The 15,539-nt window shown below is 69.3% G+C and carries 15 protein-coding genes and 1 pseudogene; 9 read left to right on the top strand and 7 right to left on the bottom strand.

The genetic code is table 11. The features are described from left to right. Positions 1-7 precede the first annotated feature (7 nt). Genes AB0I81_RS13715 through AB0I81_RS13690 form a run of 6 tightly spaced genes read left to right on the top strand, consistent with a single transcriptional unit; the run spans position 8 to position 5,534 of the window. Positions 8-1,564, top strand: a complete 1,557-nt coding sequence (locus AB0I81_RS13715) for a pyridoxal-dependent decarboxylase (RefSeq protein ID WP_360655166.1) — start codon at positions 8-10, stop codon at positions 1,562-1,564. After that, the gene (locus AB0I81_RS13710) at positions 1,561-3,108 is read left to right on the top strand and encodes a hypothetical protein (protein ID WP_360655162.1); all 1,548 of its coding nucleotides are present in this window, start codon (positions 1,561-1,563) and stop codon (positions 3,106-3,108) included. Before AB0I81_RS13715 ends, AB0I81_RS13710 begins: the two co-directional genes overlap by 4 nt. A gap of 19 nt (positions 3,109-3,127) precedes the next feature. Next, positions 3,128-3,691 (top strand): hypothetical protein, encoded by a 564-nt coding sequence (locus AB0I81_RS13705; protein ID WP_360655159.1) that lies wholly within the window; start codon positions 3,128-3,130, stop codon positions 3,689-3,691. A gap of 18 nt (positions 3,692-3,709) precedes the next feature. Beyond that, positions 3,710-4,495, top strand: coding sequence for a hypothetical protein (locus AB0I81_RS13700; RefSeq protein WP_360655156.1), 786 nt, complete (start codon positions 3,710-3,712; stop codon positions 4,493-4,495). 32 nt (positions 4,496-4,527) lie between these two features. After that, a complete protein-coding gene (locus AB0I81_RS13695; RefSeq protein ID WP_360655153.1) occupies positions 4,528-4,956 on the top strand; it encodes a hypothetical protein in 429 nt (142 codons plus the stop codon). 14 nt (positions 4,957-4,970) lie between these two features. Then, positions 4,971-5,534 carry a hypothetical protein gene (locus AB0I81_RS13690; protein WP_360655150.1) on the top strand — a complete coding sequence of 188 codons (564 nt, stop codon included), beginning with the start codon at positions 4,971-4,973 and terminating at the stop codon, positions 5,532-5,534. Between the two features lie 62 nt (positions 5,535-5,596). On the opposite strand, the gene AB0I81_RS13685 is transcribed toward AB0I81_RS13690, so the two are convergent. The 5 genes and pseudogenes from AB0I81_RS13685 to AB0I81_RS13665 all read right to left on the bottom strand — a co-directional run. Next, a complete protein-coding gene (locus tag AB0I81_RS13685) occupies positions 5,597-6,145 on the bottom strand; it encodes an isochorismatase family protein (RefSeq protein WP_360655147.1) in 549 nt (182 codons plus the stop codon). 94 nt (positions 6,146-6,239) lie between these two features. After that, positions 6,240-7,247 (bottom strand): LacI family DNA-binding transcriptional regulator, encoded by a 1,008-nt coding sequence (locus AB0I81_RS13680; RefSeq protein ID WP_360655144.1) that lies wholly within the window; start codon positions 7,245-7,247, stop codon positions 6,240-6,242. 91 nt (positions 7,248-7,338) lie between these two features. After that, entirely contained in the window at positions 7,339-7,854 is a 516-nt protein-coding gene (locus AB0I81_RS13675) for a hypothetical protein (protein WP_360655141.1), read from the bottom strand. Further along, positions 7,851-8,420 (bottom strand): hypothetical protein, encoded by a 570-nt coding sequence (locus tag AB0I81_RS13670; protein WP_360655537.1) that lies wholly within the window; start codon positions 8,418-8,420, stop codon positions 7,851-7,853. Before AB0I81_RS13670 ends, AB0I81_RS13675 begins: the two co-directional genes overlap by 4 nt. A 13-nt stretch (positions 8,421-8,433) precedes the next feature. Further along, a pseudogene (locus AB0I81_RS13665) lies at positions 8,434-8,760 on the bottom strand (sigma factor-like helix-turn-helix DNA-binding protein); the annotation flags it as partial. 258 nt (positions 8,761-9,018) lie between these two features. On the opposite strand from AB0I81_RS13665, the gene AB0I81_RS13660 reads away from it, so the two are divergent. The 3 genes from AB0I81_RS13660 (at position 9,019) to AB0I81_RS13650 (ending at position 12,939) form a co-directional block, all read left to right on the top strand. After that, entirely contained in the window at positions 9,019-9,588 is a 570-nt protein-coding gene (locus tag AB0I81_RS13660) for a hypothetical protein (RefSeq protein WP_360655138.1), read from the top strand. A gap of 116 nt (positions 9,589-9,704) precedes the next feature. Beyond that, complete coding sequence (locus AB0I81_RS13655; protein WP_360655135.1) at positions 9,705-10,850, top strand: beta-1,3-glucanase family protein; 1,146 nt, start codon at positions 9,705-9,707, stop codon at positions 10,848-10,850. A 76-nt stretch (positions 10,851-10,926) separates the two neighbouring features. Then, positions 10,927-12,939, top strand: coding sequence for an alpha-glucuronidase (locus tag AB0I81_RS13650; RefSeq protein WP_360655132.1), 2,013 nt, complete (start codon positions 10,927-10,929; stop codon positions 12,937-12,939). Here AB0I81_RS13650 and AB0I81_RS13645 read toward each other — a convergent pair. Continuing rightward, positions 12,933-13,613: a YesL family protein gene (locus AB0I81_RS13645; RefSeq protein ID WP_360655130.1), complete on the bottom strand. Its 681-nt coding sequence runs from the start codon at positions 13,611-13,613 to the stop codon at positions 12,933-12,935. The two genes, AB0I81_RS13650 and AB0I81_RS13645, sit on opposite strands and share 7 nt — an antisense overlap. Before the next feature lie 257 nt (positions 13,614-13,870). Continuing rightward, positions 13,871-15,517, bottom strand: a complete 1,647-nt coding sequence (locus AB0I81_RS13640; RefSeq protein ID WP_360655126.1) for a sugar ABC transporter substrate-binding protein — start codon at positions 15,515-15,517, stop codon at positions 13,871-13,873. Positions 15,518-15,539 lie beyond the last annotated feature (22 nt).

Raw genomic sequence — 15,539 nt, 5'->3', positions numbered from 1 at the left:
GGCTGCCTTGACACAATCTCGGCCGCAGGAGCCGGAGCCCTCCCCCTGGTCCGCCGATCGGGGCGGGCTATCGCTCAAACCGTTCGATGTCCAGTTGTTCCGGGAGAGCTCCGAGACAACCGTGGCCAAGCTCGAGAAACATCTGGCCGACCTGTCCATCAAAGGACTGGCGCTGACAGAGCCCGCGGCGCTGTCGCGGGCGGCCAGGGCCCTGATGACGACGGAGCAGGAGAGCATCGCGCACTACGACGAGGAGAAGCTTTCCGCGATCATCGACCTGTACGTCCAGACCGGCATCCAGGTGCACTCCCCCGGCTACATGGGCCGGCAGTTCTCCAGCACCGTGCCGCTGGCCGGCGTCATCGACTTCGTCAGCTCGGTCGTGAACCAGCCGTCCTCGTTCTACGAGGCAGGCCAGCTCCCCAACGTGGTGGAGAAGATCATGGCCGACGAGCTCAACCGCTTCATCGGCTGGCCGCAGGACGGCTTCGCGATGATCACCACCTCCGGTGGCTCGCTGGCCAACCTGACCGCGATGCTGGCGGCCAGGAACGACAAGTTCCCCGGCTTCTGGTCGGAGGGCGGCGCGGCCTACCGGGGCCAGGCCCGTCCGGCCATCGCGGTGGGAGACGACGTGCACTACAGCGTCTCCCGTACGGCCGGCGTCATGGGCATCGGTGAGGCCCAGATCGTCCGGCTGCCGCTGAACGGCGCGCAGCAGATCGACATGAACCGGGTGCGGCCGGCGCTGGATGCCGCGGAGCGACGAGGGCTCCGCGTGTTCTGCCTGGTGGCGTCGGCGGGCACGACCTCGGTCGGCGCCTTCGACCCGATCGACAGGCTCGCCGAGGTCGCCCGGGAACGTGACATCTGGCTGCACGTGGACGGGGCGCACGGCGCGAGCCTGCTGGTGTCGGACAAGCTGCGGCACCGGTTGCGGGGCATCGACCAGGCCGACTCGCTGACCTGGGACGCGCACAAGATGATGTTCACGCCGGCGCCGTGCACGCTGCTGTTCTACCGGGAGAAGGACAAGAGCCGCCGCGCCTTCAAGCAGCGGGCCAGCTACGTGTTCGACGAGGAGCCGGACATCTACACCGCGCTGGACAGCGGCGGGAAGACCATCGAGTGCACCAAACGCCCGATGATCATGCCGCTGTGGGTCCTGTGGGCCATGTACGGCCGGGCCCTGTTCGCGGAGAAGATCGAGTACCTGTGCGGGCTGACCCGGGCGATCCACCGGATCCTCCAGGGCGAGCCCGACTTCGAGGCCGCGCACCAGCCGGAGTCGAACATCCTGTGCTTCCGCTACCGGCCCCGCTGGGTGCGCGAGCAGGACGTGCACCGCCTCCAGGTGGCCATCAGGGACCGGATCAAGCTCCGGGGCACCTTCTTCATCTCCAAGGTCGACGTGGACGGCGTCGCCGCGCTGCGCGTCGTCATGATGAACCACCTCATCACCGAAGAGCACTTCCGGATGCTGCTCGCCGAGATCAGGGCGGTGGGGCAGGAGCTGTCCGGCGACCGTAACGACACACACCAGCCAGTGGGGGGACGCCGATGAGCCCGAGGAACACCGCTACGACCCATGACCCGCACGAGCTGGCCGACCGGCTGATCCCGGACGACGAGCTGGCGCCGGGGTCGGTGGAGGCGGTGACCGGGCTGCCATCCTTCGCGGGCAAGATGGCCGCGTTCGAGCAGGCGTACCGGACACCGTACAGCGAGCTGCCCCACGAGGTGCAGGACGCTCTGGTGCTGCGCCGCCTGCGTCAGCTCGTCAACACCGTGCGGCTCAACCCCGCCTGGCGCGAGCGGCTGGAGGGCTGCGGCGTGGACGGGAGCGGCCCCCTGACGTTCGAGGACTGGCAGGCCGTCCCGCCGGCCGACAAGGACACCCAGCGCGATCTGTACATGGAGTCGCGGCCCGGCCTGGTCGTGCCGATCGACCGGGGCGGGTTCGAGGTCGTGGCGAGCGGCGGTACCAGCGGCGGCAGCCCGCTGGAGGTCGTCTACGCCCTGCGCGAGCTGCACGACACCTACCGGATCGCCGGCCGTTTCCTCGGCGACTACCAGCTCGCCGCCCACTTCGCGGACGACGGGGCGAAGTGGCTGTTCACCACGCTGGCCGACTACCAGATGTGGAGCAGCGGCACCATGGTGGGCGGCGTGTTGCAGCACGTGCCCGGCGTCAACTACATCGGCGCGGGCCCCGTCACCGCGGGCGTGCTGGAGCACATGTTCTCCTACCCGGGCCAGAAGGCGCTGATGGGCATCAGCGCCGGCATCGCGATCCTGAGCGATCTCGGCGCCGGGCTGAAGCGCGAGGCGAGGGAGAGCTTCCGGGTCGCGCTGTACGGCAGCGGCGTGCTGGCCCACCGCAAGCGGGCCGAGCTCAAGGCGGTCTACCCGAACCTGGTCATCCTCAGCTATTTCGCCGCGACCCAGGCCGAGACCATCGGCCTGCAACTCGCGGAGTCCGACCCGGCCCTGACGGCGGTGCCCGGCCTGCATCTCGTCGAGATCGTCGACGAGGACGGGCGCTGGGTCGGGGAGGACGAGGAAGGCGAACTGGTCGTCACGCGGCTGCACGCCCACGAGGCTCCGCTGCTGCGGCTCAAGCTGGGCGACCGGATGATCCGCCGGCCGGCGCTCGACGGCATTGGGCCGCGCGCCCAGCGGTTCGAGTTCGCCGGGCGTACCGGGGACGTGCTGCACATCGCCGACAGCCAGTACTCCGCCGCGCGGGCCTACGAGGCCGTACGCGAGGACCTGCGGCTGGCCACGCCGGTGGACCTGGACCAGGTGGCGCACGAGATCCAGTTCGTCAACCAGCGCGAGGACCGGGCGATCACGCTGATGGTGGCCGTGGACGACGTTCCCGCGATGACGTACATGACGGAGACCGCGCTCGGCCCCTACGGCGCGCACCACGTGTTCCTCAACGCGCTGCCGCGGTCGTTGTCGCTGTTCAACCAGGGAGAAGCCAATCCCGCCTCGATCGAGAAGACCGGCTACCGGTTCCACCTCCGGTTCGTGCCCCGGTCCTCGCCGGAGATCGAGCGCACGCACGTGGGCAAGGTGCCGCTGGTCCGAGACCGGGGCTGATCGAGAGAGGAGAACAGAAGTGGCCGTGAAACCGCAGGTGAGCATCATCGCCCTGGTGGACGTCATCGGGGCGCTCTCCAGCCGCTCGCTGCTCGACGGGAACCTGGTCATGATCGATGACGGGTCGTTCGCGAGCAGGGCGCAGGGGACGCCGGAGTTGTGCACCATCGTCCAGCCGGGGCAGGTCGTGCAGTGGACCGCGCTGGCCGTGGACCTGCAGACGCCGGTCGAGATCAAGAACATCGAGTTCCTCCGGCTGCAGCCGGCCGGCCAGCCCGCCTACCCGGCGCCGGCCCCCATGGGTCACCCGAGCGCGGCACTGCCTCCGACCGGGCCTCCATCACCGGCCGCGGCGCCCTACGCGACGGGTCCGGGGGCCTACCCTCCGGGACCGTCCGGTCCCGCGGGCGTGCTGGCCGCCCCCACCACGGAGAGCGAGAAGCTCGACCTCGAGATCTGGGCCGGGGTGGTGCCCTACTACATGGCGCCGGGAGTGGCCTACCGCTACCGGATGGAGTTCCAGATGTACGAAGGCCCGTACAGCGTCCTGTACGTCGAGACCCCCTCGCTGATGCGCATCTAGGGAAGGAAAAGAAGGCCAATGCCCCAGCAACTCGCGATCATCGTGCTCGTGGACATCGCCAACGCCCTGGAGATGAAGACGCTGGAAGGGAACACGTACCTGTTCGACAACATGAAGCTGCACGGCTCGGAAGGCGAGGGGACCGGCGAACTGGTGACCGCGATCCACGGCTCCTACTGGCGCGACGGGTCGCAGGCCACCGAACAGGTGCTGAACTGGCTGCCGTACAGCCTGGGCTCGATCCCGCCGACGGTCCCGCGCGGCTATGAGGCCGAGCGGGCGCGCCAGACCGACCGCCAGGCCCTGACCGAGCTCGAGTCCATGGTGGCCAAACCCGGCAGCCAGGGCACTCCGGAAGCCACGCTCACCCAGATCCAGCAGACGATCGGCACGAGGGTCAAGACCACCAAGCGCACACGCGGGCCCGCCGGCCAGAAGGTCCTGGACGTGACGGGCAACGTCATCTCCTACGACGGCGCGGCGGCGCACAGCTATCCGCCGCCGGTGATCACCGACGTCTACGGCGAGGCGGTCGACAAGAAGATCATGTATCCGGCGGAGTACGGCTCCCCGGACATGGTGACCGACGGCTGGTACTGGTCCGCCACGGTGGACTCCACCCGCCCCGGCACCTACACCTACACGATGGCCATCCAGCTCCACCGGCTGCTGTTGCAGGGCGGGGACTGGATGTGGGAACCGGTGGACCTGACCTGCGACTCCAAGCTGCGGATCACCTCGGAGCCCAAGCGCAACGCCTTCACCAAGTCGGGCCTGGGCCTGCTGCCCATCCCGCCCGCCTGACGCATCCGCCACGCATCACGAAGGAGGAAACCGTGCCCCCGAGAGCGAAGACGCGGGAAAACGGCAGAGCGCCGATCTCGATCACCGCGGTGCTGGACGCCGTGGGCGCCCTGGCCGCCGGCACCGTGCGCGGCCAGCTCTACATGTACGACACCAACAAGGCGGGCGGCTCGACCGGCTTCGGCACCGAGGAGCTGCGGACCAGGGTCCGGGCGGGCGACCGGGTGTTGTGGAACTGCCTGGCGCTGGAGTGCGAGGCGTTCGTCGGGATCGCCGGCATCGACATCGACAGAAGCGTGATCGAGCCGGAGCGGCAGGTCTACCCCGGCACCGACGTCGCGTACTGGATCGGGACCGTGAAGAAGGACGACATCGACGTCGTCCCGTACAAGATTCATTTCCTCGTGGGAACGAGGGCCGAGCCGATCACCACCACCCTGTCGCCCACGCTGGTGGGCTGAAAGGAGGAACGCTGATGGTCATGCCAAGCACCCGGGCGCGCGCCGGCACCATCGAGAAGCAGAACCCAGGACAGCTGAACTCCGTCCAGCTCAATATCGTCACGCTCGTGGACATGGAGAAGGCGGTCGAGCACAAGTCCCTGGCCGGCGCCATGTACATGGTGGACAACAGCATCGGCGGCACGGGACAGGGCACCGCGAAGCTGGAGACGGTCTGCAAGCCGGGGCAGGTGCTCAACTGGATCATCCGGCCGATCGACATGGAGCGGCGGCGGGACGGCACCTGGCCGCCCATGCCCAAGATCAACAACATCGTCTTCCTGGACACCGAGGCCGGTGACGAGGAGGACGTCGCGGAGAAGAAGGTCTGCATCGAGCTCAAGGTCTACGGCGGCCCCGACCGTATGCGGGACGCGCTGACCCCCGTCTACTACTACTGGGCCGGCACCGTGCTGAGCACGGCCAAGCCGGGCGTCTACCGCTACCGGCTGGTGGTCGAGCTGGAGCAGGACGGCAAGAAGGAGCGGGTCTACCTGAACACCGAGGGCCACCCCGCGATCAGGGTGGTCTCGATCTGAGAAGGCTTTGAGTGCCGGGGAGACCGCGGGCTCCCCGGCACTCAAGGGTCAGGTCGTGAGGGTCAGGTCTTGCCCGCGAGAAGCGCGACCGCGTCCTCCGTGGTGGTCACCGTCGAGAACACCGCGCCCTGGATCGCGCCGACGGTCCGGTGCAACTCCTGGGCGGTCAGGTTGCCGAGGCTGAATTCGCTGATGGCGTCGTCGACGTAAAAGACTTTGTATCCGAGCTGTACCGCCTCGCGCGACGTCGTGTCGCAGCAGATGAACGAGGTGAATCCGCAGATCACCATTCGATCGACCTGCTGGGCGCGCAGGAACCGGTCGAGATCCGGATTCGAGAACGACCCGATGTAGTGCTTGGTGAGCACTAATTCGTCCGACGCCGGCCGGACGCTGTCGATGAAGTCGATCCCCGGGCTGCCCGCGTCGAAACTCTGATCGCCGGGCACCTTGCTGATGTGGCGAATGTGCACCACCGTTGCGACGTCGCTCGATCGCGCGGTTTCCAGGAGGCGCCTGATGTTGCCTATCGCCTGGTCGAATCTCTCGACGGGCAGCGTCCCGGAACTGGAGTATTCCTTCTGCGCATCGATGACAAGGAGTGCAATCATGCTTCTCCTTCGGATGACGGCTTTATGCCGACCGAGGTATTTCCCGGACCCGGCGGAGAATAACCGGCCGCGCCGGTGACAAAATAATTCGCGCTCAGCCGGGCGCGTCCGTCGAGGTGCGGGCCACCAGGTCGGGCTGGAAGATGATCTGGCGGTGCTCGTGGTCGTCGGGCCGGTTGGCCTCTTCGAGCAGGAGCAGGGCGGCGGTCCTGCCGAGTTGCTCGCGCGGCTGCCTGATCGACGACAGCGGCACGGCGGCCGCGGCGGCGAAGTCGATGTCGTCGTAGCCGAGGATGGCCAGGTCCGCGGGCACCCGCAGGCCGCGCAGCGTCATCTCCTGCAACACCCCGATCGAGACGAGGTCGTTGGCGCAGAAGACGGCCGTGGGCCGCTCGCCGGGAGGCAGGGCGGCGATCTGCTGGCCGGCGGCGCGGCCGGTGGCGACGGTGAGGTCGGGCAGGGTGATCACGGTCAGCGTGTCGTCGGGTCCCAGCACGCTCGCCAGGCCGTCGCGCCGCTCGCGCACCTGGCGGACGGTGAACGGCCCGCCGGCGAAGGCGATGCGGCGGTGCCCGCGCTCACGCAGGTGCAGGCCGGCCAGCCGGCCGCCGAGCAGGTCGTCCACGGCGACGGCGCAGCCGCTGCTGTGCCTGGCCGAGCTGTCGAACTGCACCACCGGGATGCCGCGCGAGACCAGCCTGCGCAGCCGCTCCTCCTCGCCGCTGTCGTTCACCGGCGTGATCAGCAGGCCCAGCGGGCGCTGCTCCTCGAAGGTGTCCAGCAGTCCGGCCTCGCGGGCGGCGTCCTTGTTGCTGTTGAAGACCATCACGGTGACGTCGGCCTGCTGCGCCGCGGTCTCGACGCCGCGCAGGACGTCGATGAAGAACGGGTTGCCCAGGTCGAGCGCGACCACCCCGATGGTGCGGCTCCGCCCCGCGCGCAGCTGACGGGCGGAGCCGTTGCGCACGTAGCCGAGCCGCTCGATCGCGGCCCGCACGCGGCGCCGGGTGTCGGGGGCGACCGCCTCCGGCCGGTTCAGCACGTTGCTCACGGTGCCGACCGAGACCCCGGCGAGGCGGGCGACCTCTTTGATGCTCGACATCGTTCCTCATGTCCGTGAGCCGCGCGGCCGACTGTGATCATAGCGCAGCGGCTCCGTGCCGTATTGGAACGATTTTGTCACCCCGGGCGGGCTACTTCGCGTCGGGGACGGCCGGCTTGTCGTTCGTCCAGCCCGCCTCGTACGTCGTGTCCCTGTTCTCGACCAGCGACTTGCCGCCGGGCACGCTGTCGATCATCTCGACGTGCGTGGCCAGCAGCGTCATGGCCTTGTCGTCCACGACGACCTGCTGCCTGGTCGAGGAGCCCTTGGTCGTGTACGTCGGCAGGCCCAGCTTGCGGCCGGTCCTGCCGAGCGAGTCCTTGACCCGGCCCAGGTCGGTGACGCCCTTGGTGGCCTTGACCGCCTCGTACGCGGCGCCGCGCACCTTCTCCGTCAGCGGGTACTGGTACAGGAGGTCGCGGAGGTACTCGGTAATGAACTCGGCGACCTTGCCGTCCACCCACTTCCTGACCCCGGCGGCGTCGCCGGGGATCTGCTTGACCCGCCAGTACGCGCCCTCCGGCTCCGCCGCCTGCGCGGGCGCACCGCTCAGCACGACACCGGCCACGGTGGTCACGGCGGCCACGGACACGATCGCGATCTTCACTTCGACTCCTTCAAGGGGTTGTCATCCGTCCAGACGCTCTCCCGGATCGCGGTGTACTCCAGGAGCCGCCCGTCGGGGGCGGTACGCGTCTCTATCGACAAGGGCATTCCGGTGGCGGGATCGATCACCAGCCGGGTACGGGTCTGGCCGGCGTACCGGCTGACGGGATACTCCGCCGAGGCGTACTCCAGGCACTCGCCGGACCGCCCGAGCACGTCCGTCACCCGGCCGGCGGCGCTCATTCCCGGCAGCGAGGCGAGCAGCCGGTAGGCCGCCGCCCTCGTCTCGCTCGTCACCGGGGCGTAGACCAGCAGCCGGACGACGTTGTCGGCCAGCGTGCGGTCGTCCACGCCCTCCCCGTACAGGGCGCGCAGGCCCTCCGGGATGTCCGGGACCTCGTTCATCCTGGTCAGCGGCTTGCCGGCGAGCACGATGCGGAAGTCCCAGTCCTCGCTCGACCAGGTCCTGGCCTTGCCCGCGGACCCGCTGACCACGTTCTCCGCCTCTTCGGGCAGGATCAGGCCGGGCGGACCGTCCGCATAGGTCCAGGACGCCCAGGGCGGCACGGAGCTTCTTGCGCACGCGAGACAGGCGGGAGCCGACGGTGCCGTACGGGATGCCGAGCGCTGCGGCCACCTCGTCGTGGCTCAGCCCGCCCAGCGCGCTGAGCAGCAGCACGTCGCGGTCGCCGGCCGGCAGCCCGTCCAGTTCGGCCGCGAGCCGCCCCTGTGCGTTCGCGGCGTCCACGCGGCTGATGACGTCTTCCTCGTGGCCGTGCTCGACGGCGGCCTCCCCGCCGAGCCGCCGCCCCAGGTAGGCGTGGATCTCGGCGAAGTGCCGGTCGTAGATCTCGCCGAACCGCTCCGGCCTACGGTACGACGCCTCCACCAGGTCCGCATCGCTCATCGCCCCCGTCTGATCGGCGAAGCGGCGCAGAGCCGTCACGTTGGCAGTCACACCTGTTCTCAACCGCTGGGCGAAACTCTTTCACGTGATCTGGCTCACACTGTCAGCGCTCTCACGTCGGCATTCACCCTGAGGGCGGTTCACTTGTGCCAAATGGGTGCCCGCCGGATCACCGATGGTGATCTTGACCAGCGGAATCATCCATGCCTAGATCAGTAAGGTTCGCCCGCCCGTCACCCCCCGGAGGACAGCCCTCAGATGCCGAACGAACCGGCCATGGAGCGGCGGAGCCGCCGGGGAACGGCGCTGCGGATCGCCGCATTACTCGTCGGCGTGCTCAGCCTGGCGCTCGCCGCCGTCCTCATCGGCCTGCCCAACAACTTCCGCACCCTCGACCCCCTGCCCGTCCCCGACCGTGACGGGGAACGCAGCCGGGGGCCGGTCGCGGCGCTCAGCGCACTTCCGACGGCCGCCCCGATCGACAGCCCTGCCGGACCGAGTCCTGCCAAGGCCCCGGCGACCACTACCCCGCCAACCGCCACCCCACCGACCACCGCCTCACGGACGACGGCCGGTGCGGCCACGCCGTCACCCACCCCTTCCGCCACCCCGGGCACCGCGCGCGGCGCGCGCGCCGTGCCGCCCGCCGAGGGCCACGCCGCACCCAGGGAAGTGACGAAGATCCTGCCGGGCCGCCCGCGCCGCAGCGGGAAGGCGGTTCTCCGCCCCACCAGGACCGCGACCGCGACGCCTGGACGCGTCCGGCCCGCCCTGCCGAAGTGGGCGAGGCTGCCGAACTCGATCAAGGGCAGAGGGCCCGCGAAGTAACCGGCACGCCCTCTTTCCCAAAGCGCTTGACAGCTTCGCATTACTGAAAAGAAACTTAACCGAAATTCGAGAGAGCGCTCTCTTGCGAAGCCCACCGCTGAGGAGTCGATTAACCGATGATCACCAGACGGGCACTGCTGGCCGGCGCGGCGGCCACCCCCATCCTGGCGCTCGCCCAGCGCGCCGAAGCCGCAACCACTCTGCCCATGACCATCGTCAACCACACCAACCGCTACGCCAACAACGCGATCCACCTCTACGTCGTCGGCACCGACCAGGCCACGGGCCGGCAGGTCTACGTCAGGGCCGACGGGACCAAGGTGCCGGTCTCGCTCTCGCTCAACGGCCCCGGCGGGTTCGCCGACCTGTCCATCCCGCTCGCCGCGAACGGCGACACGCGCGTCACGCTGCCGCACATGTCCGGCCGCGTGTACGTCTCCATGGGCCAGAAGATCAAGTTCAAGGTCGTGACGGACGGCAACGGCCGGCCCGCGCTCCAGCACCCCGCCGGCTGGGTGAAGTCCGACCCCAGCTACAACGTGCTGCACGACTTCATGGAGTTCACCTTCGACGGCACCGGCATGTACTGCAACACGACCATGGTGGACATGTTCAGCATCCCCATGGAGCTGCGCCTGGCCGGGCAGGCCACCCAGACCAGCGGCACGCTCGTGCAGAACGGCCGCGACCAGATCTTCGCCGGCATCGCGGCCAGGCCCAACTTCAAGCCGCTCATCGTGGGCGACAACCTGCGCGTCATCGCCCCCGGCCACGCCATCGACGCCGGGATCTTCCCCGCGAACTACCTCGACTCCTACATCACCCAGGTGTGGAACAAGTACGCCTCCACCGGCCTGCGCGTGGTGGCGAACGGCGTCACGTACACGGGCCGGGTCTCCGGCGGGCGGCTCGTCTTCGACAAGGGCATCCGCGCCTTCGCCAAGCCCAGCACCCGCGACGTGTTCTTCTGCAACGGCGCCCTGCACTCCGACGGCGTCTCCGGCCCGATCGCGGCCATCCTCGGCGCCGGATTCAACCGCACGACCCTGGTGAGCCACCCGAACCAGCCGACGACCGACCCCGCCACGTTCTACAAGACCACGCTCACCAACCACTACGCGCGTGTCCTGCACGCCAACACCCGCAGCGGCAAGGCCTACGGCTACCCCTACGACGACGTCGCCGACGGCTCCACCTACATCCAGGACCACGGGCCGACCTCGATCAGGCTGCGGCTCACCCCGTTCAACGGGGCCGCGTGAGGCGGTAGGGGGCGATTGCGCGGGCAACGGTAGATTCTGGCGTATTGCCTGCTCGCCGAAGTTTTGAGGAGCCCCCGTGACCATTCCCCGCCTGACCGACGCGCATCCCGCCTGGTTGCCTCCCGAGGCGCTGCGCGCGGTCGGCTCGCGCCGCGTGCTGGTGCTCGCCGACGAGTCGGCACTGGCGCAGACCGTGCGGGCCGAGGTGGCCGACGCCTGTGAGCGGCACGGCGGCACGGTGGCCGCGCCCGGCGGGGAATTCGACCTCGTGCTGGCGCTGTCGGCCGGTTCGTTGCCGCCCGTGGCGGAGGCGATGAAGGGGCAGGAGATCGGTGACGAGGGCTTCGTGCTGGGCCGCCGTGACGGGGTCACGGCGGTGCTGGCCGACGACCCGGCCGGGCTGCTGTACGGGTTCTTCCAGGTGGTCCGGCTCGGCGAGGAGGCGTTCGGCGCGGACCGGCCGGCCGAGGCGCACCGGCCCGCGCTGCGCCGGCGCATGCTGGACCATTGGGACAACCTCGACGTGCACCCGGTGATGGGCCAGGTCGAGCGCGGCTACTCCGGCGGGTCCATCTTCTGGCGGAACGGCTCCGCGCGCGCGGACCTGACCCGGGTACGCGCCTACGGCCGGCTGCTGGCGGCCTCGGGCGTCAACGCGGTCGCGATCAACAACGTCAACGTGCACGCCACCGAGGCCCGCCTGCTGACCGACCGGCTCGGCGAGGTGGCCGCCATCGCGGCGGAGCTGCGCCCGTACGGCATCAGGGTGCACCTGTCGGTCAACTTCGCCTCCCCCATCGCGCTCGGCGGCCTGGACAGCGCCGACCCGCTGGAGGAGGGCGTGCCGGAGTGGTGGGCGGCCACGACGAAGCGGGTGTACGAGACGATCCCCGACTTCGGCGGCTACGTGGTCAAGGCCGACTCCGAAGGGCAGCCGGGGCCGTTCGCGTACGGGCGCGACCACGCCGACGGCGCCAACATGCTGGCCGACGCGCTGGCCCCGCACGGCGGCGTGGTGTTCTGGCGCGCGTTCGTCTACGACCACCGCCAGGACTGGCGCGACCGCTCCACCGACCGGGCCCGCGCCGCCCACGACCACTTCGCGCCGCTCGACGGGCGGTTCAGGGACAACGCGATCGTGCAGGTCAAGTACGGCCCGATGGACTTCCAGACGCGTGAGCCGGTCTCCCCGGTGATCGCGGCCATGCCGAACACCCGGCTGGCGGTGGAGTTGCAGGTGACGCAGGAGTACACCGGCCAGCAGCGGCACGTGTGCTACCTCGGCCCGCTGTGGAGCGAGGTGCTCGGGTTCCGCTTCTGGGGGCACGGCGAGCGCACGGTGGCCGACGTGGCCACGAAGGGCGGCCTGATCGCGGTCTCCAACGTGGGCGACGACCCGTACTGGACGGGCCACCCCCTCGCCCAGGCCAACCTGTACGCCTTCGGCCGCCTGGCCTGGTCACCGGGCCTCGACCCGGCCGCCCTGCTGGACGAGTGGATCGGCCTGACCTTCCCCGGCGGGTCGGAGGTGGTGCGCGAGACCCTGCACACGATGATGGACGGCTCCTGGCACACCTACGAGCGCTACACGGCCCCGCTGGGCGTCGGCTTCATGGTCCGCCCCGGCCACCACTACGGCCCCGACGTGGACGGCTACGAGTACACGCCGTGGGGCACCTACCACTTCGCCGACCGCGACGGCGTGGGCGTGGACCGCACCCGCGCCACGGGCACCGGCTACACCGGGCAGTACCCGGCGCCGTGGTCGGAGGTGTACGAGTCGCTGACCGAATGCCCCGACGAGCTGCTCCTGTTCTTCCACCACGTGCCCTACTCGCACGTGTTGCAGAGCGGCACGACGGTCGTCCAGCACATCTACGACACCCACTTCGCCGGGGCCGAGGAGGCGGCCGGCATCCGGGCGGCCTGGGAGAAGGTGGAGGGTGAGGTGGACGCGGCGCTCCACGCGCGGGTCAGGGAGCGGCTCGACGAGCAGGTGCGGTCGGCGCGGGAGTGGCGCGACCAGGTCAACACCTACTTCCTGCGCAAGTCGGGCGTCCCCGACGAGCACGGGCGGCGCATCTACTGACGGGTGAACCTCTGCTCGACCTCGGTGATCATCGCGCGGGCGTTCCACAGGAGCGTCGCGGTGAGCACCGAGGCCAGCAGGGCCAGCGCCGCCTCCGTGGCGTACAGGGTGACGCCGGCCGCCACGATGAGCAGGCACGCGTTGGCCAGGGTGGCGGCGGGGAAGCGGCCCAGCGAGTAAGCCGCCAGCTTGGCCACGTCCACGGCCCTGAAGGCGAACAACGAGGTGATGACCAGCGCGTTGGCCACCCAGAGCGTGGCTCCGGCGGCGAGCACGACCAGCAGGGCCGCCCACCAGCCGGGCACCCCGGCGGCCGAGAAGTTGCCCAGGTTCGTCCCGACGAGGGTCAGCACCAGCAGGTAGGGCACCCAGATCTGCATGGCCGCGCCGAAGTTGAGCTTGTAGCCGCGCCAGAAGGCCGTGGCCGGGCGCAGTTCGGTCAGCTCCCTGCTGCGGTGGCGCAGGGCGTACAGGGCGGCCGAGAGTGCCGGGCCGGTGGGCAGCAGGCAGACGGCCATCAGCGGGACGCCCCCGTTGAGCAGGACCAGCACCACCAGTCCCGGCGCGGCGGTGAGCAGGACCAGCAGTTCGACGATCAGCAGGGTGTAGATCAGCGCGGAGACCCGGGAGAGCGGGCCCGTGCCGAATCGCCGCGCGCCCGGCACGTCGCTCATCTTTCAGCCTCCTACAGGCCCAGGGTCCTGCTGTCGTCCCACCACGGCGGGGTCTCGTCCGCCACCGGGGTGAGCTCGACGAGGGTGACCTCGTGGCGGTCGAGCGTCAGGTCGAGGTCGGCCCGCCCGCCCGTGACCGGCAGGTTCCGGTGGCGGCGGACCGGTTCCGCCGCTTCCCGGAGGATATCGAGCTGTCCGGGCAGAGGTGACCGGCCGGGCCGCCCCGGCAGGAGGGGGTGGCCCGGCCCGGAGGGGGATCAGCCGCCGTGGTTCTTCTTGAACCGCTCGTAGGCGCCGTTGACGAGGGTGACGTACTGGGTGGAGTTCTTGGCCTCCAGCTCCTTGGCGTAGGCGTCCCACTCGGCGAGGTCGCGCTCGCCGAGGATGAACTTGAGCGAGTTCTGGGTGACGTGGTCCTTCAGCGGCGTCTCCCAGAGCGAGACCTGCTCGCGCTCCTCCTCGGTGAGCGGCGCGGCCGGCTCGACCGGCCAGGGCTTCCTGGCGTTCATCACGTTCTGGAACTCCATCTCCTCGTCCGAGAACGTGGACTGGAGCAGCTTGGTGGGGCCGCCGTAGGCGAACACGCCGTTGCCGAAGCCGAAGTCCTTCTGCAGGTGCTTCTTGCCGTCGGGGTTGAGGCCGACGTAGTCGACGTCGTCGGCCAGCTTGTACTTGCCGTCGGCGTCCTTCGTGAACGTGGTGCCCTCCACGCCCCACTTGGCGAACTCCAGGCCCGCGTCGGAGTACCAGAGCCAGTCGATGAACTGCATCATGGCGACGAAGTTCTTGTTCTCCAGAGCCTTCTTGGAGATCATGAGGCCGTTCTCCATCCGGCTGGCGATCTTGTACTCGCCGATGGGGCCGACCGGCACCGGGATCTTGACGATCTTGGCGTCCTTGTTGTTCTCGGTCAGCGCGGCCCGGTAGTCGTTGATCAGCGACTGCGCGTTGGTGCTGATCACGAAGGACTTGCCGGAGACGAACTTCTGCTTGGCGGCGTCGTCCTGCTGGGTGAAGCTCTCGGGGTCGAGCAGCTTCTCCTTCACCAGCTTGTTGAGGTACTCCAGCGTCTGCTTGTACTGCGGCATGGCGCCGGTGTAGACGAACTTGCTCTGCGCGGCGTCCCACATCGTGTGCTGGTAGTCCCAGCCGCCCTTGCTCCCGTACGCCTGCGCGATGAGCTTGATCAGGTTGCCGCCCGGGGTGGGCACGCCCCACCGGTCGGTCATCGGGTACAGGTCCGGGTACTCGGCCTTCATCGCCTTGAGCATGTTGTAGAAGTCGTCCAGCGTCTTGGGGACCTCCAGCTTCAGCTTCTCCAGGATGTCGGTGCGCACCGCGAAGGAGTAGTCGGTCCAGATGCCCTCGTGCAGGCCGGGCAGCAGGTAGATCTTGCCGTCCGACTGCATGATCTGGTTCAGCTCGGGCTGGAGCTGCCACTTGGCGACCTTGTCCCGGAAGTTGGGCATCAGGTCGAAGTGGTCGCTGACCGGCAGGATCGCGCCCGAGGAGACGAACGTCTCCTCCGCCGGGTGGTACGTCTTCGGGATGATCAGCGGGGCGTCGCCGGCGCCGATGAGCAGGCCGCGCTTCTTCTCGTAGTCGCTGAGCGGCACCTCGACCGGCTTGATCGTGACGTTGGTGCGCTTGGTCAGCTCCTGCCAGAACAGCCAGTCACCCTTGTTCGGATAGAACGGGTGGTTGTTGTAGAGCGCGTCGAACGACACCGGCTCGGTGGCCTTGAACTGCTGGCCGACGGCGTAGCCCGACATCGAGCCCGCCTTGTTGGCCGACTCGGCCGCGCCCTTCGCCGGGGTCTCGCCGTCGCTGCCGCAGGCGGTCAGGGCCAGGGAGGCGAAGGCACCGAGGCCGATGATCGCCTGACGCCGCGAAATCTCGCGCATGGGGGGATCCTTTCTGAGTGGG

It is taken from the genome of Nonomuraea sp. NPDC050404 (genome assembly GCF_040655495.1).
Classification (GTDB): Bacteria; Actinomycetota; Actinomycetes; order Streptosporangiales; family Streptosporangiaceae; genus Nonomuraea.
This window is presented reverse-complemented; position numbering and strand designations above follow the sequence as displayed.